This window comes from Ligilactobacillus ruminis ATCC 27782 (assembly GCF_000224985.1).
GTDB lineage: Bacteria > Bacillota > Bacilli > Lactobacillales > Lactobacillaceae > Ligilactobacillus > Ligilactobacillus ruminis.
Genome location: NC_015975.1, coordinates 81,279 through 107,327, shown reverse-complemented (window position 1 = coordinate 107,327; position 26,049 = coordinate 81,279). Strand labels below are relative to the sequence as shown.

Sequence of the window (26,049 nt, the reverse complement as noted above, 5' to 3'; positions counted from 1 at the left end):
ACCTCTTCAAAAAATGTACGTCCTAAAAAGATCTTCAAAATTCTCAGCACGCTTGATAACCTCACAATTATCCCTACAAATATCAAGTACTGCAAAATTAGGAAGAATAAACGGTGGCTTCATAACTATGGAATATGATCCGCAGTTGCTGATAACCAAAAAATCACCAATAGAAAGCTTACCGCTATGATTCCTTACAAGCACATCCCCTTCTATACAAGTAAAACCTGCAATATCAACATCTTTATAATCAATCGTTTCTTCTTCTCGTAATCCGGGTACAATTTCATAAGGAGGATTTATCCCTGACATGCTAATGTTTTTCTGTGAACCAATAACTGTAGCTATATCTTTTCCCCTAACGTTTTTGAACGTTTCAATACGGCTGACAAATTTCATGCAGTCCCCTGCAAGTGCTGAGCCCGGTTCAATAACTAACTCTGGAGCATCTGGCACATTTGCAAAATGATCCGCAAATTTTTTGGCCGCAGCTTCTGCATATGAATCATAATTTTCAGAATCTCCCAACCCTAACTGATTTTTCAAATCATCTGGCATCTTACCATAAATTCCGCCACCAAGATCTATGCGCTGAGGCTTGAGGTTATAATCTTTAACAACGCGATCGTATATGTTCAACATTCCATCGGCTCTTTTAGACCAATATTTAGAAAGTCTCTTTGCAAAATGGCATTGCAATTCAACCAAATCAATGTTTTTAGAATTTTTTACGTAAGAAAGAACATAATCAAAATCGTTACCTTCAACATCAATCCCAAACCTTGACATTACACCATCGTTAACGTCGAAATTACACCTTACCCCAACATGCAACTTTTTATCCAAGTGCCGTTTGGAAATTGAAAAAATAATATCAGCCTCTTGCTTGGAATCAATATTGACCATCCCACCACAAAGAAGAAATTCTTCAATTTTCTCTTTATTCTTGATTGGTCCGTTCCAAATAATACGATTATATTCAATACCGCTATGAATTGCTATTTGTTCCTCCATATCAGAGACTATTTCAGCATAACCACCAAAGTCATTAACAATTTTTACAAGCTTAGGAATGTAGTTTGTTTTATAAGAGTAAGCAATATTAAACTTAGGATAATACTTTTTAAAAGCATTAGAAAGTTCAACATAATTTTCTTTGAAAGTGTCGGAGTCTAATAAATAAAAGGCATTCCCATACTCTTTCGATAAGTTTATCAAAGTTTCGGTATTAATTTTTTTTTGTAACTTTTTTGACATACTCATCTCTCCCTATCTACGTTTACTCACTCTTATTTTTTGAACTACGCTCTCAACATCTTGGGCTAATTCATAATGATTTCGTTTAAGTTCCTCATACGTAACTTTTTCCATCTTTTTTTCAAAAGAATTGAGCTTGTCCATATTTATACGGAAAGTATCTTCAATTTCATCAATATCAGTAATTTTTGAACAATTACAGAAGGATCTTGATAAAATTACCCGTGTAGAACCCAGACGATAATGCTCCATAATTATTTCTTCTGCAGGAACTGCTCCTTCTCCTATTCGTGCAATACCTCCAAAACCATATGGAACATTAAATTCTTTAAATTTTGAACAAAGTTCGTCAACTATGCCATTCGTAAGCAATTCGAACATGAAATCCAAACCATATGAAAGGTGTAAATCGTTCAATCCTATATGAATCTCGTCAAATCCGCCATTTGATAGAACATTGTTCAGACACTGAACCGCTTCTTTTGTCTCCAAAAGCAACGTTGTTTTGACCCTTCCATTTACAAATTTCGTAAATTTATCGACCTCAGCAACTGTTTTCCACATAGGAAGCATAATCATGTCAGCACCTGCTTCAATAACAGAATCGATTTCATTTGGACTGTAATCGTCATCCCATGGATTTATCCGAACTAATAATTCTGATTCCTTGATTACAGGGCGAACATTTCTGATATCTTGAACCGTGTGATGATTCTTGACGGTATCCAAGCCCTTTTGTCTCTCATCCTTTCCCTTATATTCCATATCAATCCATATACGATCTACGCCGTAATTTTGTGCAATTTCAGCTACTTCAGGATTATTTGTTATATACATAAGTTTCAATGCCATTTATGAGTTCCTCTCTGAATCAGTACACCATTTCTGATAAATTTCTTCCTTGCCAGTCGGATGCGCGCCAACCGGATGGAATGTTGAAACTACTTTCTCAACCATTGATACAATGATTTCGCTATTCTGATAGCTTGCCTGTGACAGATTTTCAAGATCTTTAAAGAAGTTGTCCATATCAAACGGAATCGGCTGACCGATAAAAATCAACTCATTTTTAGTCTTCTTTAGGCCCTCTTCCTTCATGAGCTTTTCTTCATACAGCTTTTCTCCGCTTCGAAGACCCGTATAAACAATCGGAATATCGACATCTGGTTCATGTCCTGACAATTTGATCAAATTTCTTGCCAAGGTATCAATCTTGACAGGAGACCCCATATCCAACACAAAAATCTCTCCGCCCTTTGCGTATGTACCAGCTTGAAGAACTAAACTGACAGCTTCAGATATGGTCATGAAATAACGAATAATGTCTGGGTGAGTAACCGTTACTGGGCCACCTTCTGCAATCTGTTTCTTAAAAAGCGGGATAACACTGCCATTGCTCCCCAAAACATTGCCAAAACGAACAGCTACGAACTTTGTCTTAGTTGCTTTTGGTTTTTCTTCTTTTAAACCATCTTTTTTATGATCATGAAGCAACGGAAGAGAATCAAAATTATCGTTCTCGCTGATTCTTTCCATGCTTTGGATAACCATTTCGCAAAGACGCTTGCTTGCACCCATGATGTTCGTTGGATTGACCGCTTTATCCGTACTGATAAGAACGAATTTCTCAACTCCGTACTTAAGTGCCATATATGTCGTTTTATATGTCCCGATGACATTATTCTTGATTGCTTCATTAGGACTTGCTTCCATTAACGGAACATGCTTATGAGCTGCCGCATGGTAGACAATATCGGGACGATACTTGTCAAAAATCATGTCCAGTCGACGGCTGTCACGAACGGACCCTATCAGCGTCACAAGATTGAGCTTATCGCCATACTTACGGACAAGTTCCTGCTGAATGTCATAGGCATTGTTCTCGTAAATGTCAAAGATAATTAGCTGCTTCGGATTATGTGCTGCAATCTGACGGCATAATTCGCTGCCGATTGATCCGCCACCACCTGTAACAAGGATGGTCTTGCCGGTAAGCTGCCTGAAGACCTCTGCCATGTCAACTTTAATGGGATCTCTTCCAAGAAGATCTTCAACATTGACAGCCTTCATCTTGCTCAACGACACCTCACCGTTGGCAAGCTGATAAATTCCCGGCAAACTCTTGAGTTCACACTTTGTCTCCTTGCAGATATTAAGAATATCCCGCTTGTCTTCGGTTGAAGCCGACGGAATTGCAAACATAATCTGGTCAATACTGTACTTCTTAACGGCACTTAAGATTGCGTCGCGGCCACCGACAACAGGAACTCCTTCCATTGTCCGGTCCCACTTATTTGGGTTGTCATCAATGACACAGCAGGCCTTTCCAGTCATTCCCTGGGAATTACGCATCTCTCGCAGGATTGTCTTGCCGGCAGCACCTGCACCGATTACCATGACATTGTGAATGGCAGCGTTGGTATTGTAACGACGATTTCTCTCAAGATTGATATATCTGTAACTGAAACGTATTCCGACAATCATGGCAAACTGAATGAGGGCCCCGAAAATGTAATAGGATACAGGCATCCTGACAATCAGACATGTCATGAAAAGCATCTGAAAAACGGTTGTTATCACAGATGAAGAAATAATTCTGTTAAGTTCATCAAAGCTTGCAAACTGCCACAAGCTGTTATAAAGTCTCAGAAAACGAAACACAGTTAGTGCAAATACCGTATAGAATGGTGCAAACATTATGAAGGCATGCAGATACTCAGGGGGGATGCTTGAAATGCGCATATCAAACCTGAGAAACAGTGCGGCAAAATAAGAAAAATTCACCGCAATAATGTCATAAACAACCAAGTACAAGGAAATCAGTTTCCAATGTTCGAATTTCTTTTCTGAACCGTTTTTCATCGTCGTAATCTACCCTCTCCGCCATCGTATATACTGTAATGACGCTGCCTTCCAACAACGTCATCACAGTCAATCATAAGTTAAAAGAACAAGAACCTCTTTTTCTTCTTGATAGGTGAATAGTTGCGTGCAGCAACATAGTCACCGTTAATCAGCTTTTCAGCATTGTTCTCAAATTCAGTTGCCTTTTCTCCCCCAAAATCTTCAGCAATCTGGTACAATGCTTCACTCAAAACAAACTTTCTGCCCGGCAAGCTGTGAGCATCGGAAGCAACGACTTGAACAAGATTGTGTTCAACCATGTCATGCGAAATCTGTGCAACGTGCTCGCCAAAGCCTCCAACGTAGCTTGTTGCGGTGACCTGTGCCAAGGCACCGTTTGAGATGAAGTCATATAAAATGTCCAAATTGTCCTGAATCTTCTTGTTTCTCTCTGGATGAACGATTACAGGAATCGTTCCCTTACGCTTCAAATCAAAAATCAACTGTTCCGCATAGCCTGGAACGTCACCGTGCGGAAATTCCAACAACATGTAGCGTTTCTGCTCATCAATGCCTAAAAGATCATCGTAACGTTCAACCAGATCACCGTTGATGTGAACTTCTTGACCGGGAAAGACCGTCAACGGGATATCCCTGTTGTCAAGTTCGGTCTGAAAATCATCACAGACTTTGATGACGTCATCTTTGTGATTGACATAGTCATTGTCAAGATGATGCGGCGTCGCCAAAATATGCGTCACGCCGTCCGCAACCGCTGCTTCAGCAAGTTTCAAAGACGTTTCTAAATTTTTGGAACCATCATCAATCCCGGGAAGGATGTGACAATGCAGGTCAACAATCTTGTCAAATCGCATTATTTCTTGTCTTCTTTACCATAATATCCATAGTAGCCGTAATATCCATAGTAGCCGCTGCCGGATGATCCTTTGACGTCATTGAAAATTGTCCCGATAATTTTGGCATTGACGTGATTCAACAATCCGACTGCCTGACGCAAAGCCTCTTTTTCAGTTTTGCCTTCTCGAACGACAAGAACGGTGCCATCAACACGCGTCGAAATCAGCTGGGCATCGGTTACGCTCAATAGCGGTGGGGCATCATAGATCACAAGATCAAAGTTAGCTTCCAAAGCCTTGATCAAGCCGGCCATTTTCCGCGATCCGATCAATTCTGACGGGTTGGGCGGCACCGGACCGCTTGGCATAACGCTCAGGTTATCAACCGTTGTCTTATAAATCACGGCATTTGCCGGCATGTCTTTTTCCGTCAAAAAGTTCGTCAAGCCCTTCGGATCAGCGATGCTGAATGTCGCGTTGAGCGTTGGACGTCTCAAGTCGGAATCGACCAGTAACGTTTTCTTGCCTTGACGAGCAAACGAAACGGCCAAGTTGGCCGAAACGGTCGACTTGCCTTCAGAAGCCATCGATGACGTCAGCATGATTGATTTGAACTGTTCGTCAGCGCTTGAAAACTCGATGTTCGTGCGAATCGTATTGAACTGTTCCGTGTTGGCTGAACCTGATTTGGATACGGTGATCATGCGAACGCCGTAATCCATTGTTGTAGTTTCAAGATGTTTTTTCTTTTTCTTAAACAATGACATTTCATACCTCCGCTAATCTAAACGCGACGACGAACACGATGTTCATCGCCATTTTCCGAAACGCTTTCGTTCTTTTCAATGATTTTGACCAAGCCGTAATCCTGGTTGTCGCTACTGATGTGGTAAATGGCGCCAAGATTCGTCAAACCGAGTTCCTTGGTCAAGAAGTCCGTATCCTTGACGGTCGTATCGCGAAGTTCTTTGATGACGGCAATCGCAACGCCGATCAATAATCCAAGCACTAAGCCAATCAAAGCATTCTTAAACTTGCTTGGTGAAACAGGGTTGGTATTAGCTGTTGCTTTAGTAACTATAGTAACGTTGTCAATTTTCATCATTGTCTGGATCTTCTTGGCGAAAACCTTGCCGATCGTATTGGCAAGATCAGCGGCCGTATAGGCATTCGTATCGGTTACGGTTACGCTTATAACACGCGAATTTTCCTGATTGGTAATCGACATCGATTTCTGCAAAGTACCGACGGATCCCTGGTAGTTGTCGCGTTCTTTGACTTCTTTGACGACAGGAGCCAAGATGACTGATTTTTGCAAGACGTCCTTATAAGTATTGATTGCCTGCAAGTCGGCCTGTTGTGCCGTGTACTGCATCTGGGTGTTGTCTGCTTTTTGATTGACCAAAATATCAATCGTCGAACTGTACTTTGGAGTCATCAGAACAAAGGTCGCAAACAGGGACACCAGCAAGCCTGCGATGCCCCAGATGATAATACTGACAATGTTTTTCCTGACAGCTCCGAACAGTTGGGATAAATCGATAACTGTTTCTTCATTATTGTTGTCGTTCATTTCACTTCTCCTCATATGTAGATTACTCTCACCATTTTAACATAATTCAAGACAGGCGTTTTCTTAATTTACATAGTTTTTCAAAAAATAGCCAATCTAATTATCGATTATTATATAACTGTAATGCAATACAAATAATTGATAAATGCATTATCGATAATCATTCTAATTTCTATCAAAGTCTTATAAAAAGTATTCTACCACATTATAATATGGAAAGTAGGGCAAATTTGCCATACTTTAATTTTAGTATTCATAACTATTATTCAATATTACATTTTAGTTCACAATTTATTTATATCAAACACTAACTAAAAGGAGTATCATTATAGGTGAAATAAGGGTTATCGACATTTAAAGGTTGCGGTTACAAAAAGGAGTGGTATATATGAAAAAAGAATTGAAGCTTTTCGGAATTTTACTTGTTTCAGTCTTGATTTTAGGGGCTTGCTCAAATCAAAAAAAAGGTGAAAAAACTTCAAACGAAAGCGAAAAAACAAGTTCGGTAGCGTCAGTCAGGACGAAAAAATCTCAAGAAAAGTCACAATCATCAGGCTCCGTCAAAAAAGATGCCTCAACTTCCAGTGCCGGTTCAGTTTCTGACGCTTCTTCGAGTTCCGGCTCAAACCTCGAGGCAAGAGAAACATCAACGTCTTCTCCGACACTGGATTTAAACAACAAACGATTATTAGAACTTAATGCTTCAATGCGAAACAACTTAGGAAACATCTTGCTTCCGAGCTCAAACGGACTCGATTCGGCACCCGGATATTTGAACATGCGTTATACCGGCGATGCGAACAACTTCTCCGTTGACTACATCGTAAGCTACAAACCATACGGATTGAATGACGGGGCAATCAGCGGACACGTGCCTTACGCAACGTTTGTCAAAAAGACTTATGACAGCGAGAGCGCAGCCGCAAACGACGTGCCTTACCAGTCATCAGACAGCTCAAGCGGATTGCCGACAGTCGATCTTGGACACGGCATCAGCGGCGTCATGGACTCGGGTGCGGGACAACGCTACCTGCAATGGAACGAAGGCAGATGGTCATTCGTCGTTCATGCGAGTGCAGTCGTTGGCGAAGATCCTGTTCCGACAGCACAACACGTCGTTGACCTGCTTGAACGATACTACCTGCCGGCACCAAGTACCAAAGGCGGCGGACAGTTTGAAGCAACCGCCAACGAAAACGTGCTGACGTGGAACAAGGGCAACGTTTTGTATACATTGAAGGGAAAGAATATCGATACGCTGGTCAAGATGGCTGCCAGCGTGAAATGATGGATAATAGGAAGCGTTGCGACGGGGTCGGGGCGCTTTTTTGCGTATTGTGCATTATTATGAGGAAATGTGTGGGAAAATTGCAAAAAACGCCAAAATAATGTTGAAAATAGGATTTAAGAAGCATATGATAAGCATAGGAAAGCATTTTAAAAGGAGGTCATCATATGCTGATTCAATTTACTGTCGAAAATTTCTCATCCATCAGAGACAAAGTTTATTTGAGCCTTGAGCCTTCAAGAACCAAAGAGCATTCTGAAAACATCATAAAAAAAGGAAAGTATAAAGCCGTAAATTCCATTGCTATTTATGGAGCGAATGCTTCTGGCAAAAGCAGCTTATTTAAAGCGATAACTATTTCCCTAATAATGATAAGAAATTCAAACAATATTCAAGTTACTGACAGCCTTCCTGTAATTCCATTTAAACTTGATTACGAATCCAGAAAAAAGCCCTCTTCTTTTGAATTCACATTCATCGCAAAAGACGGCAAAAAATATATTTATGGGTTCAGCGCAACCACTGAGAAGATTGTTGAAGAGTATTTGTACAGATACAACTCGTCAAAACCGACATTATTATTTGATATAACCGAAAACGAAGATCCTAAGTTTAACAGAACATATAAAACGAAATTTGAAGCTGCATACCAGATGAACACCCCGAATAAGCTATTTTTGTCAACTGCTACTGCTTGGAACGTTGAATGCACAAAAATTCCGTTTGAATGGCTTGCAAGATCAATCGATACTTTTACGGACGTAACAAGTCTAAGCGGAGTATCCCTTGAAAAATATCGCACAGACAAGAACCATGAATATATTGATTTTACAAAAAAATTACTGCAACAAGCAGATATCAACATCAGCAACATTGAGATAAAATCAAAAGAAGTTGTTGAGAATCTTCCATTTCAGCTCATTGTCCAGGACAGGGTAATAACACCAAGCGAAGGAAAGCATTATAATTTGGAAATTACTACCAGCCACACTGTTACAGATGACGATGGAAAAAAGACAGAGTTTCCGCTTGATTTTCAGGAAGAATCATTAGGCACACAACTTTTATTCTTCTATGCCCCACTGTTAAAAGATTCTTTTGAAAATGGAAAAACGCTTATTTTAGACGAAATCGACAAAAGCATGCATCCGAGCCTAGTAAAATTTATAATGAACCTTTTCAGAGATCCGGATATAAACAAAAGCGGATCTCAATTGATCGTAACAACACATGAAACAAGCATTTTGTCCTTGAATATGTTTAGAAGAGATCAAATCTATTTTACGGAAAAAGACTCCAAAAACGGCGTAACGGATTTATACTCACTTGACGAATTTTCAGTTCGCAAAACGGAAAATATTGAAAAAGGATATCTGATGGGAAGGTATGGGGCAATTCCGTTTATGAAGACGGGGGAGGTTCTGTAGATGGCTGAAAGAAACTTTAAAAAGAAAAAAAGAAACAATGTCCAGCGGCACAGAAAACCCGTAATGCTGATTACAGGTGAAGGAAAAAACAAGACTGAACAGTTATATTTTAGCTCCTTCAATGAACAACATGGCAATTATGTAATTAGATTTGTAAAGACAGGATTAGATACAGATCCATCCAGGATGCTCAGATCTATGAAAAAAGCATGGACTGCCAATGGTCTTAATACTAAAAATGGGGATAAAGCCTATATTGTCTTAGATTTAGATTGCGATCCTCAAAAAATTCAAAAAATAAAAAGTTTGCAAAAATCATCAAAAAATATCAAATTCATTGTATCTAATCCTTGCATCGAGGTTTGGTTTATTTTACATTTTAAGTATACTACCCACCCATTTGAGGATAGTAAGGATCCAAAAAAAGAATTAGCAAAATATATACCAGGATATAAAGAAAATATGGATATTTCAGAAAAGATCCGCCCATACTTAGAGAAAGCAGTCGAAAATATCAAAAAATTGTCGGAACACTTTAACTCCATAAATATTAAGTGGGGAGATGTTGACTGTAATCCCATGACGGAAATTGATACAATTCTAAAAGAATTGGGTGTTCTGTAAATATACATGCAAAAAAATCAACGCTTGCTAAAAAAGGCTGCTTCGCACGAAGCGGCCTTTTTTTAACAAGCACCCTTTTATATCGAAACAGCAACTACCACCATTTACTTCTGATGGCAACAATTTTTTCAGAAATTCAACCTCAGCTTTAGCATGTTCGACTTCTTTTTTAAGTTTTAGAAACTCCTCTTCGCTGCAGTAGTAATCGCCGTCTTCCTTCATCTGCGCTCTGAGCATAACCGCACCTCCTGTTTTGATAATAGATTACCACATTTTGGGGCAAATGGCGTCTATTAATGTGCTCCATGAAAGATGGTTTGGGGGAAGCGAGGAGGTGGATGAGAGCGTACGAAAGAGGTTGCTTTGAGGTGAGGATGAATGGGAAGTTGACGAATGTTATGTAAACCAGATGCGAACAACGTGAGCATCTGTTCCTTATTGATTAGATTCTCGGCAGGCCGAGAATCTTTTCCTTTTTGATTTGGATTGGGGGGAATTCGCAGCGGAGCAAGAATTCCGACAGATTGAGTGGTGGAGGGTTGGAGGCGGTTGGGGGGATTTGCGCCGGTAGACAAAATTCAGACATTTTCCTCGCTTTTTGTCTACTTTTGGGGCCGCGCGGGCCGATTTCGGAGGGGGCACTGCATTTTCATGAAACAAAAAAGCACGTCGGCAAATTCCAACGTGCTTTTTAAAACAATTCAGAATGTGTGCCTAGCCTGTAAAGAAACAGGACCAGCACGTCTTGGCGAATTTCATAGATGAGCAGGCAATCCGGTTCAACGTGACATTCGCGTGTGCCCTTGTAATTACCCGTAAGAGCATGATCTCTGTACTTTTCGTCCAATGTGCCGCCAGCCGCTAAAACATCAATCACTTTAAACAATCTATCAAGATTCCTATGCTGCTTTTTCGCAAGCTTGAAATCCCTCTTAAACTGACCGGTGAACTGAATATCGTACTTATTTTTCAAGCGCATCCCTCAATTCATCAATGTTGGAATATCTTGGTGAAGATGGATCGGAAGCCATTTTCCTCCCCTCTTCAATCGCTGCAATCGTCGTTTCGTTCGGCACGTCCAATTTCAATTCAAACGGAATGCCGCGTTCACGAATAGCAGTTCTCAGAAAAATATTTACGGCACTGGTCATGTTTAATCCAAGTTCATTGAAAATTTTCTCTGCTTTCTCTTTGACATCCTTATCTGTTCTGATGTTTAAATTCGTTGTTGACATATGGAACACCTCCATTCAAGGATATCGTATATAAGAATGATCTTTTTGTCAACATTTTGTCATTACAATATATACAAAAAAGCTATGAATACATAGATATGCTGTCAACAAAAATAAGATTCGAACATCGTGAGCATCTGTTCCTTGTTGATTTATTGGAAGAAGATTCTCGGCTTGCCGAGAATCTTTTCATTTTTGTTTTAATCGGGGGAATTCGCATCGAAGAAAGAATTCCGACAGATTGAGTTGAGAGGGTTTTGGGGGGTGGCGGCGGTAGACAAAATTTCGGCATTTTCCTCTGTTTTTGTCTACTTTAGGGGCCGCGCGGGCCGGTTTTGGAGGCGGCAGTAGGCAAAATTCAGGCATTTCGCTCGTTTTTTGTCTACTTCGAGGACTGCGCGGGGCCTTTTTGGAGGTGGCGGTAGACAAAATTTCGGCATTTCACTCGTTTTTTGTCTACTTCGAGGGTTGCGCGAGCTGTTTTTGGAGGTGGCGGTAGACAAAATTTCGGCATTTCACTCGTTTTTTGTCTACTTCGAGGGTTGCGCGGGCCGGTTTTGAAGGCAGCAGTAGACAAAATTCAGACATTTTGCTTCGTTTTTGTCTACTTCAGAGGTCGCGCGGGGCCTTTTTGAAGGCCTAGGTAGACAAAATTCAGGCATTTATCACTATTTTTGTCTACTTTGAGGGCTGCGCGAGCTGTTTTTGGAGGCGGCAGTAGACAAAATTTCGGCATTTCACTCGTTTTTTGTCTACTTCGGGGGCGCGCGATCAGCAGCAGTCAAAGCTCTGCATTTCACAAAAAAGCAGCCGAAACAATCGACTGCTTTATAAACAGGTTCCTCGAACCCTTGTATAAAGGAGAAAGGAGTTCGATCTGAAGTAATCAAATCAAAACAACCACGGATAAGGCGAGGAGGGCACCACCCCCTGCGCTCTATATTATATCCTGTCTCTCCAAACCGGCAGTCCCATTCAAAAGGTCCGACAGTTCGTTTTTTGGCACTTCAGGCAAGATGCAGAGCACAAAAACAGGACTTCTCAAGGAGAAGTCCCGTCAATCATTTATTTTTCATCAGCATCCTTGCGCCAGAAGCCGAGGATGAGTCCGGCAACGATCGTACCGATGACAACGGCAAGGATGTAGCCGAGCGGGTTGCTTGCAAGCGGCGTTACCCAGAAGCCGCCGTGCGGTGCGGGAACGGATACGTGCCACAAGCCGATGAGAGCTCCTGAAATGGCAGAACCGACGATGCAGGAAGGAATCACGTGACCCGGATCGGCCGTTGCGAACGGAATCGCGCCTTCAGTGATGAAGGAGAAGCCGAGAACCCAGTTGGAGACGCCGGCGCGGCGTTCCTGTTCCGTGAACTTCTTAGGGAAGAGCACTGTTGCAAGCGCAGTTGCGAACGGAGGCACCATGCCGCCGACCATGACCGCAGCCATCAAGCCTGCTGCGGCCGTTGAATGCGGATCGTTTGCGAAGGCACCGGATGCAAAGACGTATGCGGCCTTGTTGAAGGGACCGCCCATGTCGATGGACATCATGCCGGCCAGAATCAAGCTGAGCAGGACGGCATTGCCCGTGCCGAGGTGATTCAGGAAGTTCGTAATCCAGACGTTGATCGTTGAGAAAATCGGGTTGACGATGAAGTACATGATCAGTGCGATGAACAGCAAGCCTAAAATCGGATAGATCAGCATCGGCTTCATGCCTTCGACTGACTTCGGCAAGTTCTTGCAGAGCTTCTTCAAGCCGTTCATCATATGGCCGGCAATGAAACCGGCTGCGATACCGCCAAGGAAGCCGGCTGCGGATTTGGCATCGGACATGACGTTAGCAGTATATGCGCCGCCGAACGAGCCGGAGTAGACGGTTGCCATGAAACCGCCGACGAAACCTGGCATCAGGGCCGGCTGATCGCCAATGGCTTCGGCAATGTATCCGGCAAGAACAGGAACCATGAAGGCAAAAGCCATGTTGCCGGCATTATTCAAGAAGATAAATGCAGGTGATTTTGCACCGCCCATGTACTGTTCAACGATAAATGAGATGGCCATCAAAATCCCGCCGCCAATAACGAACGGAAGCATATGAGAAATCCCGTTCATCAGCTGCTTGTAGATGCTGCCCCAGACTGTGTCGTTTGAAGATGCAGAAGATGATTCTTCTTCACCCGCTTCTGCTTTGTATGCAGGCGCTTTGCCGTCAAGAATCGTTTGAATCAGTTCTTCAGGATTTTTGATGGCGCTCGTTACGGGTTTTGAAATCAATTGCTTGCCGTTGAATCGTGCCATTGCGACTTTCTTGTCGGCAGCAATGACGACGCCCTTTGCGCGCGCAATTTCCGAATCTGAAAGAAGGTGCTTGACGCCTTCCGAGCCGTTCGTTTCGACCTTGATGTCAACGCCGAGCTTTTCAGCAGCCTTCTTGAGGTTTTCTTCTGCCATGTACGTATGCGCAATGCCGTTCGGGCAGGCCGTGACGGCAACGATGTACGGGCGGTTGCCTGCCGGAGCATTGTCCGCCTGCTTTTCAGCCTCTTCCTGAGCCTTGTTTTCAGCTTCCTTCCTTGCAACCGCGTCAGCAAAGATTGCCTGAACCTTTTCAGGCGTATCGGCGGACTTCAAGGCACTCGTAACGTCAGGATTCATCAATACCTGCGACAGTGCTGCCAAAGCTTGAAGGTGCGTATTGTCGCCGCCTTCGGGAGCTGCAATCATGAAGAAGAGATGTGCAGGCTGTCCGTCAAGCGAGTCGTAGTCAACGCCCGCTTCGCTCTTGGCAAACATTACGGCCGGTTCGTTGACGGCTTCGTTGTGCGCATGCGGAATGGCAATGCCGTCGCCCATTCCGGTCGAACCTTCTTCTTCACGTTTGATAATGTCTTTTTTATATGCTTCTTCGTCCTTGATGACGCCCTTTTCAAACAGATTGTGGACCATTTCATCGATGACTTCAGCCTTTGTTCGTGCCTTAAGATCCATGATCATCAGGTCCGTTCTTAATAGTTCGCGAATGTCCATGAGATATTCCCTCCTTATCTATATTCTTCGATTTTGATCAATGGCAAAATTTCGTTGATCTTATTCTTGTCTGCAAGGTCTTCGGAAAATGCAGTGGCTGAACCGCAGGCGAGACCGTAACGGAATGCTTCCAAAACGTCGCCCGTCCTGGCAAAGGTTCCGGTAAAACCGCCGATCATCGAATCACCGGCACCAACCGAGTTGATGACCGTGCCCTTCGGCGCATATGAACGATAGACCTTGTCTTTTGTAATCATCATGCCGCCGTCACCTGCCATTGAGATCAAGACGTGCTGTGCGCCAAGCTCCAAAAGTTTCCTGCCGTATTTCGCAACGTCATCCATCGATTTCAGTTCAACGTGGAAAAGATCTGCCAGTTCGTGATTGTTCGGCTTAACGACAAGCGGCTTCTTTTCAAGCGTCTTCATCAAGCTTTCGCCCGTCGTGTCGATCACGAAATCCGCGCCCTTTTCGCGAATCACGTCAATCAGTTCCGCATAAAAACCGTCATCGAGATTCGGTGCAAGGCTGCCCGCAAAAATCACGACGTCGCCCTTTTCCAATTTTTCAAACTGCTTTTTGAACTCGACCAATTCTTCTTCAGAAATCACCGGACCGCAGCCGTTGATTTCAGTTTCTTCTTCTGCCTTGATTTTAACGTTGATGCGCGTGTCTTCCTTAATATGCGTAAAACTTGTGCTCAAACCGACGTTTTCAAGCGATTCTTCAACGAATCTGCCGGTAAACCCGCCCAGGAAGCCGAGCGCTGTATTTTCCACGTCGAGCTCTTTCAAGATGCGCGAAACATTGATGCCCTTTCCCCCCGGGAGCTTGTTGTCGTAGTCCATGCGATTGACTTCGCCCAATGTCAGGTTCCTGAGCTGAACGATGTAATCGATTGAGGGGTTGACCGTCACCGTATAAATCATTTTTCTACCTCCTGTATCGTTGTCTGCTTGTTGTACTGACTGCTCAGCTTTGGCAGCAACTGCGTGGTGATGATTTGTGCTTTCGAAACGTCAGCAACCTTGACGAACGAGACCGCATCAAACTTAGTGTGATCAGCGAGCACGTAGCACTGTTCGCTTTGTTCCATCGCAGCCTGCTTGACGGCAGCTTCGTTGGGATCAGGGGTGGTGTAGCCATAACGAGGGTGGATGCCGTTCATCCCCATGAAAACTTTGTTGAATCGGTACTTCTTGAGCGAGTTGACCGCTTCAACGCCAACGATGGCCTTTGTCGTATTTTTGAGTTCGCCGCCGATCAGAATCGTCCTGATGTCATTGTCGGCAAGCATGGATGCGTGCATGACGCCGTTCGTGACAACCGTCAGGTTCTGTTCCGGTTCAAGATATTGAACCATTGCAAGAGTTGAAGTGCCGGAATCAAGATAAATCACGTCATCCTGCTGAATATGTCTTGCCGCAGCATGCGCAATCGCATTTTTTTCAGAAGTATTGCGTGTCGCCTTGCCCGACATGTCCGGTTCTCTCGACAATGAATACTTGATTTTGGCACCGCCATGCACCCTGACCAAAAGATTCTTTTCTTCAAGCAGTTGGAAGTCCCTTCTGGCGGATGATTCCGAGCAGCCGGACTTTTCACAGATTTCCTGGAGCTTGACGACTTTGTTTTCCTTCAACATTTGCAAAATCATTTGCTGTCTCTCTTCTGCAAGCACTTTCATCACCTTCCGATAGTATAGTAACATGGCGTTTGAGAAAAAGCAATCAAAAAGAGTCAAAAAGTTTCATTAATTTGAACGGTTGTGACTGTTTATGAATGAAGATGGAGAGTGTGGACCGTTGAAGGATGGTAGGTTTGAGTCTTGTGTGGGGGGGATTGTGAGGGGGTGCGGTAGTATTATGTAAACTAGTAGCAGGAATATTAAAAGAGGAGGAAATATTATAAAATGGGGTATTATGTAAACTAAAGTGAGCGGAGGAATTACGTAAACTGAAATATACGGTGAGATTATGTAAACTAGATAAGGACGTGGTGAGATGCGTCCACGCAACGATGTTATGTGAACTAGCGAGGCATGGTGAGTTAATCAATACGTCATGAAATCCAGATGCGAGCACAGTGAGCATCTGTTCCTTATATACTATTGAAAAAGATTCTCGGGAAACCGGGAATCTTGTCATTTTTGATTTAGATCAAGGGAATTCGCAGCGAAGCGAGAATTCCGTTCATTATTCGACGCTGTGCGGATCGGTTTTGGAGGATACGGTAGAACATTTTTTCTTTTTTTCCTGTTTTTGTTCTACTTTCATCTCCGCGCGGCACGATTTTGGACTCCGTGGTAGAACATTTTTTCATTTTTCTTTGTTTTTGTTCTACTTTCATCTCCGCGCGGCACGATTTTGGACTCCGTGGTAGAACATTTTTTCTTTTTTCTCTGTTTTTGTTCTACTTTCAGCTCCGCGCGGATCGATTTCGGACTCCGCGGTAGAACATTTTTTCTTTTTTCTTTGTTTTTGTTCTACTTTCATCTCCGCGCGGCACGATTTTGTGAAGACAAGACATGCGTCCCAGGGGTACCGCAGTGCACGGCAAACGATGCTTTGGAACCCATGGCCATAGCTTTTTAGCCGTGGTACAATTGCACCCGACCCGCAGCCATCAAAGCCCTGCATTTTACAAGAATATTACATCGTGTTTTAAGTATTGAATAAGCCTGGAATAAGAGTATAATTAAAACAATTTTAATATAAGGGGGGATCATATGGACTCACTGCACGCACTATTGTTAGCCGAGCACGACAAAGTTTTGCAACAGATCGACGTGCTCGAAAAAAGAATCAAAACGGCTCCGAAGGGAACGCTTCACGTTGTCAAATACAAGGGAAAATCATGGTTTAAGAGATATGATTCAGAAAGAAAGAAAACAACCTACCTTCCCAAAAGCAACATCAGCGTGATCAAGGGATTGGCCCAGAAGATGCATGACGTCGCGTGCCTGAAATTTGCCAAGCAGCGACTTAAGGCGATCAATCGGTTTTTGAAAACAGACAGCGAATCTTCCTATTTGGAGATTTACGAAAATTTACCGGACGAATTCAAAAATTTCACCGCACCGCTCGCAAAATCGATGGAATACAAGATCAACGAATGGGTTTCAAAGGGATACGCAAAAATGCGTCCTGTCGAAAATGGGTTCAAGACTCTTAAGGGCGACACGGTTCGTTCAAAGTCGGAGAAGCTGATTGCGGACCTGCTGTATATGCTCGGAGTGCCATACAGATACGAAATGAGGCTCGATATGGGCGACGGGACGATCGTTTATCCTGATTTTACGATCTATGACGTCAGAAAAAACCGCTTGGTTTATTATGAACATTTCGGAATGATGGATGATTCGCATTACGTCAACAACGCCATCAGAAAGCACAACGAATATCTGAAGCACGGTTTGGGAAACGACTTGATCATAACGCTTGAGTCAGGCCAAAAACCGCTTGACCTTGAGGCGGTTGAAGCACAGGTGAAAAAATACGCGCTCGCCAAAAGCGCGACAAATTAAACAGGATGTTATTAGGCCAGGGGAGTTGGCCTTTTTTTATTGCTTAACTCGTCAACTTGGTGTTATATTATATAACATGGAGGGATTTATATGGATCAGATTGACCGCACCATCTTAGGATGTCTGGAACATGATGCGCGAATGTCTCTAAAAGAACTAAGCAAGCAATGCTTTATTTCAGCTCCGGCCGTGAGCTCAAGAATCGCGCGCTTGAAGGAACACGGATACATAACGGGATTCCACGCAGCAGTCGATTGCGAAAAACTGGGATACCCTATCAAGGCATTCGTCAGCTTGTGCCTTGCACCAAAAGACAAAGAGGAATTTTACCCTTACGTCAAAGGATGCAGGAACGTCGTCGGGTGCGACTGCGTGACCGGCAAGTATTCGCAGATTTTGACCTGCCGTTTTAAAACGACGAAGGATCTGGACGAGTTCATCAATGATTTGCAAAGATTCGGCGAAACGCAAACTCAAATCGTTTTTTCGACCAGCGTGGAGCCGCGTTCGCTCGTGCCTGCAGATGAAGAATAGAGAGTCGCAGCCCTGGTTGCGGCTCTTTTTTTGTCAAAATGCAGAGCAGACGGCCGCGGTGTCTGAACAAGGAAGCAAAGAGCAAACCGACGCACCGGGACAATGATTCATCCTGGCCGCGCAAAGAACAGCAGCGTGCGTTTCGAACCCTGAGGCTCCAAAAACAAACGGCGAATCAACGCCCTGCATTTTTTAAGCGACATAGCCTGCAGACTTAAAAATCTTAAGTTTAAAACGTCGCACACATTATTTTCAACGCAAAACCGGTTAAGGTATCGCAATTCAGCACCTAATGTTATATTATATAACACGTAAGTTGATTCAGATTTTGAAAGGTAGGTTTTTACAATGCGGATTGAAAGCGACTCATTAGGTACCAAAGCTGTTGACGATGCTGCGTATTACGGCATTCACACCGAGCGTGCTCGCGAGAATTTCCCTGTCACGAGTCGACCGGTCGACGGAAGACTTGTAAAGAATTTGATTCTCGTAAAGGAAGCTTGCGCAAATGCGAATGCCGAAACGGGCAGGTTGGCAGCCGATAAGCACCGGATGATCGTCGGCGCATGCGAAGCTATTTTGGACGATTTTGATCGTTTTGCTTCAGAATTGCGGACTCCAGCTATTCAGGGGGGAGCCGGGACGAGCACCAACATGAACGCTAACGAGGTAATCGCCAACCTCGCGGCGGAAATGGCCGGGGCAAAGAAAGGTACATATGAGCTGATTCATCCAAACGATGACGTCAACATGGCACAATCGACAAACGACGTCTATCCGACCGCCGGACACATGGCTCTGGTGGAATATACGACCGATCTCTTGGATCAGCTTGAGAAGACTGCATCCTCATTTCTTAAACTGGCTCATGAACACCGCTTCTCCTTGAAAATGGGCCGTACCCAACTTGAAGATGCAGTCCCGACAACGTTTGGCAAGGAGTTTCACGCGTATTATCGTGTCCTCATGCGCGACTACAAGCGAATCGAAGCAGCCTCAGCTTCTTTGCTTGAAGTGCCCCTTGGCGGAACGGCGATCGGCACCAGCATTTGCGCAACTCAGGAATACTGTGACGCCGTGGTTCCTGAATTGCGTCGCCTCTCTGGAATGCCGTTGACTCAAGCTGAAGATTTGTCGGATGCCGTGCAAAACACGGATTGCTATGTGGCATTGTCAAGCGCATATAAGAATCTGGCCACTGATCTGATCAAGATTACAAACGACCTGCGTCTCCTTGGTAGCGGTCCGCAAGCCGGTCTCCATGAACTGGAACTGCCAAAAGTTCAAGCCGGATCATCAATCATGCCCGGCAAAGTCAACCCAGTCATTCCTGAAGTTTGTGCGCAAGTTGCATTTCAAGTAGTGGGCAATGATGCTGCAATCGCACTCGCAAGTTCGTCTGGGCAGCTTGAACTGAATGCCTTTGAACCCGTAATGTTTAACGATCTTTTTGAAGACGCATCCCTTCTTCGCGGCGCGCTCCTTACTTTGAAGAAAAACTGCCTCGATCATCTCAAAGTCAACGAGCAACGCTGCGCTGAAATGGCTGCACACTCCGCAGGCCTTGCAACCGCGCTGTCTCCAACAATTGGCTACCGTGCCGCGGCCAAAATTGCTCAGGAGGCGGTTGCTACAGGCGAGTCGATTGAAGTGTTACTCAAAGAAAAGATCAACATTCCCGATTCAAAAATCAAAGAGTTACTCAATCCACAAAACCTTCTCCAACCGGCAAATTCGAGTGTTAAGCTCGAGACCGCCACAATGTTGAAACGTTAATGTTTCGTTTATGATCTAATAACCGAGAAAAAGATAAATGCGGCACATCTCAAGAACCGTCCGATTTTCGGCGGTTCTTTTTTTGTAAAATCCAGTTCTTTTGGATGCAGCGGTGATGCGATGCTGCATTTGGATAAGGCGCTGTGAAGATGGGCCGCGTGCAGGCTGATTTTGGCAGCACTTCCCAATATGACAGCTGACGAGTCCGCGCGGTTTTGGAGGATGCGGTAGACAAAAATTAGGCATTTCTCTCGATTTTTGTCTACTTCGATGGTCGCGCAGGGCCTTTTTGGAGGCAGCAGTAGACAAAATTCGGGCTTTTTGCTCCATTTTTGTCTACTTCGGGGATCGCGCACGCCCTTTTTGGGGGCAGTGGTAGACAAAATCAAGGCATTTCTCTCGATTTTTGTCTACTTCGATGGTCGCGCGAGGCCTTTTTGAAGGCAGCGGTAGACAAAATCAAGGCATTTCTCACGGTTTTTGTCTACTTCGATGGTCGCGCGCGCCCTTTTTGAAAGCAGCGGTAGACAAAATTCAGGCATTTCTCACGGAACTTGTCTACTTCGATGGTCGCGCGCGCCCTTTTTGAAAGCAGCGGTAGACAAAATTCAGGCATTTCTCACGGAACAATTGCGGCCGCCCGCCACTGCAAGAACAAATTCCGCAGCCGCAAGCTCTGCATTTTATAAAAAAAGCGACACGCCGAAATGGCATGTCGCAAGCAACTTAATGTTAATTTTTAAAACTGTGAATCGGAGCCGGGATCAAACCGCCGCGGTGAATCATGTCGGCAGAACTTGCCGGATTGACGCCCATGATCGGCGCATGGCCGAGGAGGCCACCGAATTCCACGGTCTCGCCGACCTTCTTGCCGGGAACCGGAATGACGCGAACGGCCGTCGTCTTGTTGTTGATCATGCCGATTGCTGCTTCATCTGCAATCATGGCACTGATCGTTTCAGCAGGCGTATCGCCAGGAACGGCAATCATGTCGAGCCCAACCGAGCAGACTGCCGTCATTGCTTCAAGCTTGGAAAGTGTCAGCGTGCCGGCATTGACGGCATCGATCATCCCTGCATCTTCGGAAACGGGGATGAATGCGCCTGACAAACCACCGACGTGACTGCAAGCCATGATGCCGCCCTTTTTAACGGCATCGTTGAGCATGGCAAGAGCTGCCGTCGTGCCGTGAGTGCCGACTTGTTCAAGACCGATTTCTTCCAAAACCTGCGCAACGGAGTCCCCAACGGCAGGCGTCGGTGCAAGCGACAAATCGACGATGCCAAACGGAACGCCGAGACGTTCTGAAGCAACGGCACCAACCATTTGACCCATGCGCGTAACTTTGAACGCTGTTTGCTTGATCGTTTCGGCAACGACGTCCATGGAAGCACCCTTGACTTTTTCAAGCGCCTTCTTAACGACGCCAGGGCCGGAAACACCAACGTTGATGACAGTATCCGGTTCGGAAACGCCGCAAAAACCGCCGGCCATGAACGGGTTGTCTTCAACGGCATTGCAGAAAACAACCATTTTGGCATTCGTCATGAAATCAAGCTCTGAGGCTTTCTTGACGGCCTGCCCCATTTCGGCAACGGCATCCATGTTGATGCCGCTTCTCGTTGAACCGACGTTGACCGAAGCACAAACAAGATCGGTTTGAGCCAAAGCTTCCGGAATCGACTTGATCAGAGTCTTGTCGCCGCTTTGATATCCCTTTTGAACAAGCGCAGAATATCCACCGATGAAATCAATGCCGAGCGTATGGGCTGCCTTGTCAAGCGTCAAGGCATATTTGACGTAATCCTGATCGTGCGAAGCAGCGGCAATCAAAGAAATCGGCGTTACCGTGACGCGCTTGTTGATGATCGGAATTCCGTATTCTTCTTGAATCTGTTCACCGACCTTGACGAGATTCCTGGCCTTGGTCGTGATTTTGTCGTAAATCTTCTGGCAAGCTTTGTCGCTGTCCGAATCGATGCAGTCAAGCAATGAGATTCCCATCGTGATCGTACGCACGTCAAGATTCTCGTCAGAAATCATGTGAATCGTTTCTAAAATCTTTTCGCTTTCCATATTTTCCCCCATTAAAGATGATGCATCGCACGGTAGATTTCTTCGTTGCGAATGCGAATCTCAACGCCAAGCTTTTGACCAAGGTCTGCCAATTCTTGTGCCAAAACGCCGAATTCTTTTTCGTTTTCCGGCACGTCTACCATCATCATCATTGTAAAGTAGCCATCCATGATCGTTTGTGACAAATCCAGGATGTTAACCTTGTTTTCTGCCAAATATTGACTTACGCCTGCGATAATTCCGACTTGATCTTCACCGACAGTGGTCAAAATTGCTTTCATCTTTTTTGCACCTCGTTCTTTATATTAAACCTGTTAGTTTTAATAAAAGTATAGCGCATAACTAATAATTTCGCAAAACATTTTGAAAATATTCGTGTTTTTCAGCAAATTTGTTTTTTTATCCTCATGTATTTGATGAAATATCGAATGTTGCCGCACTGCATTTTATAAAGAAGGCTTGAAATTAAATGCAAATGCATTTATTATTAAATGCAGATGCATGTAATTTAGAAAGAGGAATTGAAAACATGGCAAATATTTCAAAAACCATCAATCCGAAACTTCGGACGACAATTACCGTGCTGCTGCTTCTTTCATCGTTCATCAGTCTAGCCAGCCAAACGATGATGGTCACAGCTCTTCCTGTCATCCAAAGGGAAATGCACGTTTCACTGACACTTGCGCAATGGCTGACCACCGGTTACACGTTGATCATCGGAGTCGTAACGCCCCTTTCATCCAATATGTATGAAAAGTTCCGCAATCGCTCCGTCTTTTTGGGAACGATCGGCACGTTTGTCATCGGCACACTCATCGGCTGCGTTGCGCATAACTTTTGGTTCCTGTTGCTTGCGAGACTCGTTCAGGCATGCGCAGGCGGAATTTTGATGTCATTTCAAATGACGACGATGATTTCAATCTATCCGATGGAAAAACGCGGAACGATTCTTGGCATGTCAGGCCTTGTTATCGCCTTCGGACCGGCAATCGGGCCGACGCTTTCAGGAATCATCGTCAACTCGCTCGGATGGCGTTACATATTCATTCTTGTGCTGCCGCTGATGCTGCTGGTTTTACTGATCGGTTTTGCAACGTTCCCAAACTTCAAAGAACCGCGCGAACTCAAAATCGACGTTCTTTCCGTCTTCCTGTCCTTGATCGGTGCAGCTTTGACGCTTGCAAGCCTGACGTTTTTCCAAACAGACATTGCTCTGGGATTTGTCATGCTCGTTGTCGGACTTGTCATTTTGACACTGTTCATTAAGCGCCAGCTCAAACTCAAAGACCCGATGCTAAACGTCAGAATCGTTGCCAACCCTGCATTTCGCAGAATGACGCTCGTTGGTATTTTTGCCTTCATGATTTTGCTTGGCACTGAACAAATGGTGCCGATCTTTGCGCAAAATGCCTCGCACGTCAGCTCAACCGTTTCAGGGATGATTCTTCTGCCAGGGGCAATTGCCAATGCGCTTTCGGCCGCCATCGTCGGACGCTTGTACGATCGCTTCGGACCAAAATATCTGATTACGACCGGCGGTATTTTGATGCTTTTGGCCTCGATTCCGTTGGTTTCCCTCAAGCCGACGACCCCGCTTTGGATCGTGACCGTCGCCTATATGGTCCGCATGATCGGCAATGCGCTCGTCTTTTCGCCTGCAATGTCCGAAGCATTTATCGAACTTGATCAAGCAGAAATCAGTCATGCGACTGCTTTGAACAACTCCATCAGACAGGCTTTCGGAGCAACTTCGATTACCTTGCTGATCGTTGTTTCCGGAATTCCGGCTTCATTTATTACCGGGTTCCACGCTGCCATGTGGCTGACCGTTGTCTTTGCGGTTTTGCTTTTAGCAACGTTTGCCCGCTACTGGCAAGGATCAAGCAGAAGGAATTCTTAAACTCTGCATTTTAAAAGGAACAAATTATGAGATCGAGCATTGAAAAATGGTGTTCCGTCTTCAACCGCAAGATCAGAACCGAAATCAACCGACGCTGCAGCAAATACGGCTTGCACGAGGCGAATTTCTTTTACCTGATTATTGTCGACGAACACCCTGGCATCAGCCAGAATTACCTGATTCAGACGATTCAGCGCGAGCAAAGCATCGTTACTAAACACATCAATCACCTTGTGGCCGACGGTTGGCTGAGAAAAGACGTCGCAAAAAACGACCGGCGTAAAAACGAACTGTTTTTGACACAAAAAGGTCGAGACGTTATTCCCGTACTCGACCATATTATGGAAGACATCAGCCATGAAAGCGTTGCTGGCCTGACTGACAATGAAGCTAAGATGTTGGAGAACCTGTTGGAAAAGGCGGCCAAAACATATGACGTGTAAGTTCAAGATGCCGGGAAATCCCCGCTTGGACTAAATAAAAAGCCGAACAGAGGCAGTCGAGTTGCGACTGACTTTGTTCGGCTTTTCGTTTAAACCAAGATAGAAAAGAGACTTTTTTCTCAGCCTCCGTTGTTAAAAATTATTCTTTCTTGTTATCTAAATTGAAACGACGATCAAGCATGACCAAGCCGCAGATTGATAAAATTCCAACAATAACTGCACCCAAGAAACACAAATTTGAACTGAAATCGCCCGTTTGCGGCAGAAGTCCAAAATTCTTTTTGCTTTCGCTTGGTTGAGCAGCTTTTTGCTTGACGGCAAATTTAGCTGGAGTGATAACTTCTGTCTGACGCGGCTGATCTTTTTGTCGATCCACCTGAAATTTTCTCACGTTCCGATCGTTATTTGACCCGGCTGCAACCTTTTCTTGTTGCGGGTTTTTATTTTCACCGTTGGCGTTGCTTTCCGCAGAATTATCGGCCACGTAGCTGACCACGCCATCCTTGAACGGATCTTCAGGCGAAGACAAACGGTAGCCGTCGCATTTGTTTGCGCTGACCTGTTGAAGGCTGCCATTGCTGCATTCGACAGTATATCCTTCGATATAAGGAACGATCTGATTCTGGGCGGCTATCTTGGTCGAATCTGACGGATCGTTTTGGTATGCAATGTCTTGCTCCGGCTTTCCGGGAACGGAAATCTTCCACGATCCCAGACGCTTATAAACATAGTTGATTGTCCGAGTCTGGTTGCCGAAGTAATTTTCAAGCGGAATCGTCATCCCGCCCACAAAACTGAGATGGGCAGTTCCGTGGCCGAACGGCTCAAGCATCATCGAGTTGCCGATTTTTGCTCCGCCGTAATAGACGTCGGCAATTGCCGTACCGGAATCGTCCATTTGCGTATATTTGATCGTTGCACCGATGCCGCCATGATACTTGATTGTCCGCACCGTTCCGGGAACGTTGCTTTCATTCATTCGATCATCTGCATTCGATGGTGTTTCCGTCAACAGATATCCAGGAAAAACTCGACGCTTGGTTTGGTAAATCATTCCGGTCATGACGTTGTGTCCGATAGACGGGGCAATCCTTTTGCCGTTGCTATCAAGGTAATTGATCGTCTGGTTGATCAACCGCGGCGTCGGTTCGGATATTTCCCGGGAAATAATCTGCGAATCTGAATCTTTGTAATGCTGCAAGACAACATTCGTATCGCCTTCGACCATCACGTCAAAGCTGTCTCCGTCATGGTAGTAGTGCAACTTAAACGGACGATTGCTTTGATCTACGTGCCTTAGTGCTTTATTGCTGTTCGGAGCAAGTTTGAAATTATTCGTTACTCCGTTTGGCATAAACTCCCAAACGCTGATCGTCTGGTCACCATCGCGCCCGATTGCGGCAACGACTCTCGTCGGCCCCTTTGCGTTCAAGATGTCCGCATCAAAGAAAGCATATCGATTTGCACCAACAAAACTTGAATATTGCATATAGTTTTTAGGATTGCAGATCGTGTAGTTTTCATCTGCATGAACCCTGTTGACATAAATTGCAAATACTCCAAGTATTATGGAAATAATCGTAACAATACCATATTTCAATCCCTTTTGAAATTCGTCCTTCATAATTTATCCCCCTAAGTAATACTAAGATTAACTATAGC

Annotated in this window: 24 protein-coding genes; 9 read left to right on the top strand and 15 right to left on the bottom strand. The window is 44.5% G+C overall.

All coding sequences use genetic code 11. The features are described 5' to 3' along the window. Positions 1 to 6: 6 nt before the first annotated feature. The 6 genes from LRC_RS00480 to LRC_RS00455 all read right to left on the bottom strand — a co-directional run bounded on the left by LRC_RS00480 (position 7) and on the right by LRC_RS00455 (position 6,531). Positions 7 to 1,257: a type III PLP-dependent enzyme domain-containing protein gene (locus LRC_RS00480; RefSeq protein ID WP_014072708.1), complete on the bottom strand. Its 1,251-nt coding sequence runs from the start codon at positions 1,255 to 1,257 to the stop codon at positions 7 to 9. A gap of 12 nt (positions 1,258 to 1,269) precedes the next feature. Further along, entirely contained in the window at positions 1,270 to 2,109 is an 840-nt protein-coding gene (locus LRC_RS00475; protein WP_014072707.1) for an aldolase/citrate lyase family protein, read from the bottom strand. Then, entirely contained in the window at positions 2,110 to 4,119 is a 2,010-nt protein-coding gene (locus tag LRC_RS00470) for a polysaccharide biosynthesis protein (protein ID WP_014072706.1), read from the bottom strand. It abuts the gene before it with no gap. Positions 4,120 to 4,199: 80 nt separating this feature from the next. Further along, entirely contained in the window at positions 4,200 to 4,976 is a 777-nt protein-coding gene (locus tag LRC_RS00465; protein WP_014072705.1) for a tyrosine-protein phosphatase, read from the bottom strand. Beyond that, positions 4,976 to 5,725 carry a CpsD/CapB family tyrosine-protein kinase gene (locus LRC_RS00460; RefSeq protein ID WP_014072704.1) on the bottom strand — a complete coding sequence of 250 codons (750 nt, stop codon included), beginning with the start codon at positions 5,723 to 5,725 and terminating at the stop codon, positions 4,976 to 4,978. The genes LRC_RS00465 and LRC_RS00460 overlap by 1 nt, the downstream gene beginning before the upstream one ends. Before the next feature lie 17 nt (positions 5,726 to 5,742). Next, positions 5,743 to 6,531 (bottom strand): YveK family protein, encoded by a 789-nt coding sequence (locus LRC_RS00455; protein WP_014072703.1) that lies wholly within the window; start codon positions 6,529 to 6,531, stop codon positions 5,743 to 5,745. A 388-nt stretch (positions 6,532 to 6,919) separates the two neighbouring features. Between LRC_RS00455 and LRC_RS00450 the strand changes: the two genes are divergently transcribed. From LRC_RS00450 to LRC_RS00440, 3 genes are all read left to right on the top strand, one after another. Then, complete coding sequence (locus tag LRC_RS00450; protein ID WP_014072702.1) at positions 6,920 to 7,819, top strand: hypothetical protein; 900 nt, start codon at positions 6,920 to 6,922, stop codon at positions 7,817 to 7,819. Between the two features lie 167 nt (positions 7,820 to 7,986). Beyond that, positions 7,987 to 9,246: an AAA family ATPase gene (locus LRC_RS00445; RefSeq protein ID WP_014072701.1), complete on the top strand. Its 1,260-nt coding sequence runs from the start codon at positions 7,987 to 7,989 to the stop codon at positions 9,244 to 9,246. After that, complete coding sequence (locus LRC_RS00440) at positions 9,247 to 9,870, top strand: RloB family protein (RefSeq protein ID WP_014072700.1); 624 nt, start codon at positions 9,247 to 9,249, stop codon at positions 9,868 to 9,870. Between the two features lie 27 nt (positions 9,871 to 9,897). On the opposite strand, the gene LRC_RS00435 is transcribed toward LRC_RS00440, so the two are convergent. From LRC_RS00435 to LRC_RS00425, 3 genes are all read right to left on the bottom strand, one after another. Next, a complete protein-coding gene (locus LRC_RS00435) occupies positions 9,898 to 10,107 on the bottom strand; it encodes a hypothetical protein (protein ID WP_041819734.1) in 210 nt (69 codons plus the stop codon). 454 nt (positions 10,108 to 10,561) lie between these two features. Continuing rightward, positions 10,562 to 10,849, bottom strand: a complete 288-nt coding sequence (locus tag LRC_RS00430) for a type II toxin-antitoxin system YafQ family toxin (RefSeq protein WP_014072699.1) — start codon at positions 10,847 to 10,849, stop codon at positions 10,562 to 10,564. After that, complete coding sequence (locus tag LRC_RS00425; protein WP_003697732.1) at positions 10,833 to 11,105, bottom strand: type II toxin-antitoxin system RelB/DinJ family antitoxin; 273 nt, start codon at positions 11,103 to 11,105, stop codon at positions 10,833 to 10,835. Before LRC_RS00425 ends, LRC_RS00430 begins: the two co-directional genes overlap by 17 nt. Positions 11,106 to 11,203: 98 nt before the next feature. Here LRC_RS00425 and LRC_RS11455 point away from each other — a divergent pair, with 98 nt between their 5' ends. Then, positions 11,204 to 11,350, top strand: coding sequence for a hypothetical protein (locus LRC_RS11455; protein WP_167317005.1), 147 nt, complete (start codon positions 11,204 to 11,206; stop codon positions 11,348 to 11,350). Positions 11,351 to 12,170: 820 nt separating this feature from the next. Here LRC_RS11455 and LRC_RS00420 read toward each other — a convergent pair. From LRC_RS00420 to LRC_RS00410, 3 genes are read right to left on the bottom strand one after another with little or no spacing between them, the layout of a single operon-like run. Further along, positions 12,171 to 14,132 (bottom strand): PTS fructose transporter subunit IIABC, encoded by a 1,962-nt coding sequence (locus LRC_RS00420; RefSeq protein ID WP_014072698.1) that lies wholly within the window; start codon positions 14,130 to 14,132, stop codon positions 12,171 to 12,173. Between the two features lie 14 nt (positions 14,133 to 14,146). After that, on the bottom strand, positions 14,147 to 15,061 hold the full coding sequence (gene pfkB, locus LRC_RS00415; RefSeq protein ID WP_014072697.1) for a 1-phosphofructokinase: 915 nt from the start codon (positions 15,059 to 15,061) through the stop codon (positions 14,147 to 14,149). Next, on the bottom strand, positions 15,058 to 15,813 hold the full coding sequence (locus tag LRC_RS00410) for a DeoR/GlpR family DNA-binding transcription regulator (protein ID WP_338034097.1): 756 nt from the start codon (positions 15,811 to 15,813) through the stop codon (positions 15,058 to 15,060). Before LRC_RS00410 ends, pfkB begins: the two co-directional genes overlap by 4 nt. A gap of 1,047 nt (positions 15,814 to 16,860) precedes the next feature. On the opposite strand from LRC_RS00410, the gene LRC_RS00405 reads away from it, so the two are divergent. The 3 genes from LRC_RS00405 (at position 16,861) to LRC_RS00395 (ending at position 19,968) form a co-directional block, all read left to right on the top strand. Further along, positions 16,861 to 17,658, top strand: coding sequence for a hypothetical protein (locus LRC_RS00405; protein WP_014072695.1), 798 nt, complete (start codon positions 16,861 to 16,863; stop codon positions 17,656 to 17,658). A gap of 90 nt (positions 17,659 to 17,748) precedes the next feature. Next, a complete protein-coding gene (locus LRC_RS00400; RefSeq protein ID WP_014072694.1) occupies positions 17,749 to 18,192 on the top strand; it encodes an Lrp/AsnC family transcriptional regulator in 444 nt (147 codons plus the stop codon). A gap of 348 nt (positions 18,193 to 18,540) precedes the next feature. Beyond that, positions 18,541 to 19,968 carry an aspartate ammonia-lyase gene (locus LRC_RS00395; RefSeq protein ID WP_014072693.1) on the top strand — a complete coding sequence of 476 codons (1,428 nt, stop codon included), beginning with the start codon at positions 18,541 to 18,543 and terminating at the stop codon, positions 19,966 to 19,968. A 732-nt stretch (positions 19,969 to 20,700) separates the two neighbouring features. Here the strand turns inward: LRC_RS00395 and LRC_RS00390 are convergent. Further along, positions 20,701 to 22,044 (bottom strand): PFL family protein, encoded by a 1,344-nt coding sequence (locus LRC_RS00390; protein ID WP_014072692.1) that lies wholly within the window; start codon positions 22,042 to 22,044, stop codon positions 20,701 to 20,703. An 11-nt stretch (positions 22,045 to 22,055) separates the two neighbouring features. After that, on the bottom strand, positions 22,056 to 22,325 hold the full coding sequence (locus tag LRC_RS00385; protein WP_003695792.1) for an ACT domain-containing protein: 270 nt from the start codon (positions 22,323 to 22,325) through the stop codon (positions 22,056 to 22,058). A gap of 248 nt (positions 22,326 to 22,573) precedes the next feature. Between LRC_RS00385 and LRC_RS00380 the strand changes: the two genes are divergently transcribed. Together LRC_RS00380 and LRC_RS00375 are read left to right on the top strand one after the other, a co-directional pair. Next, complete coding sequence (locus LRC_RS00380; RefSeq protein WP_014072691.1) at positions 22,574 to 23,944, top strand: MFS transporter; 1,371 nt, start codon at positions 22,574 to 22,576, stop codon at positions 23,942 to 23,944. 26 nt (positions 23,945 to 23,970) lie between these two features. Further along, positions 23,971 to 24,387: a MarR family winged helix-turn-helix transcriptional regulator gene (locus LRC_RS00375; protein ID WP_014072690.1), complete on the top strand. Its 417-nt coding sequence runs from the start codon at positions 23,971 to 23,973 to the stop codon at positions 24,385 to 24,387. A 139-nt stretch (positions 24,388 to 24,526) separates the two neighbouring features. Here the strand turns inward: LRC_RS00375 and LRC_RS00370 are convergent, their stop codons facing one another. After that, on the bottom strand, positions 24,527 to 26,011 hold the full coding sequence (locus LRC_RS00370) for a MucBP domain-containing protein (protein ID WP_014072689.1): 1,485 nt from the start codon (positions 26,009 to 26,011) through the stop codon (positions 24,527 to 24,529). Positions 26,012 to 26,049 lie beyond the last annotated feature (38 nt).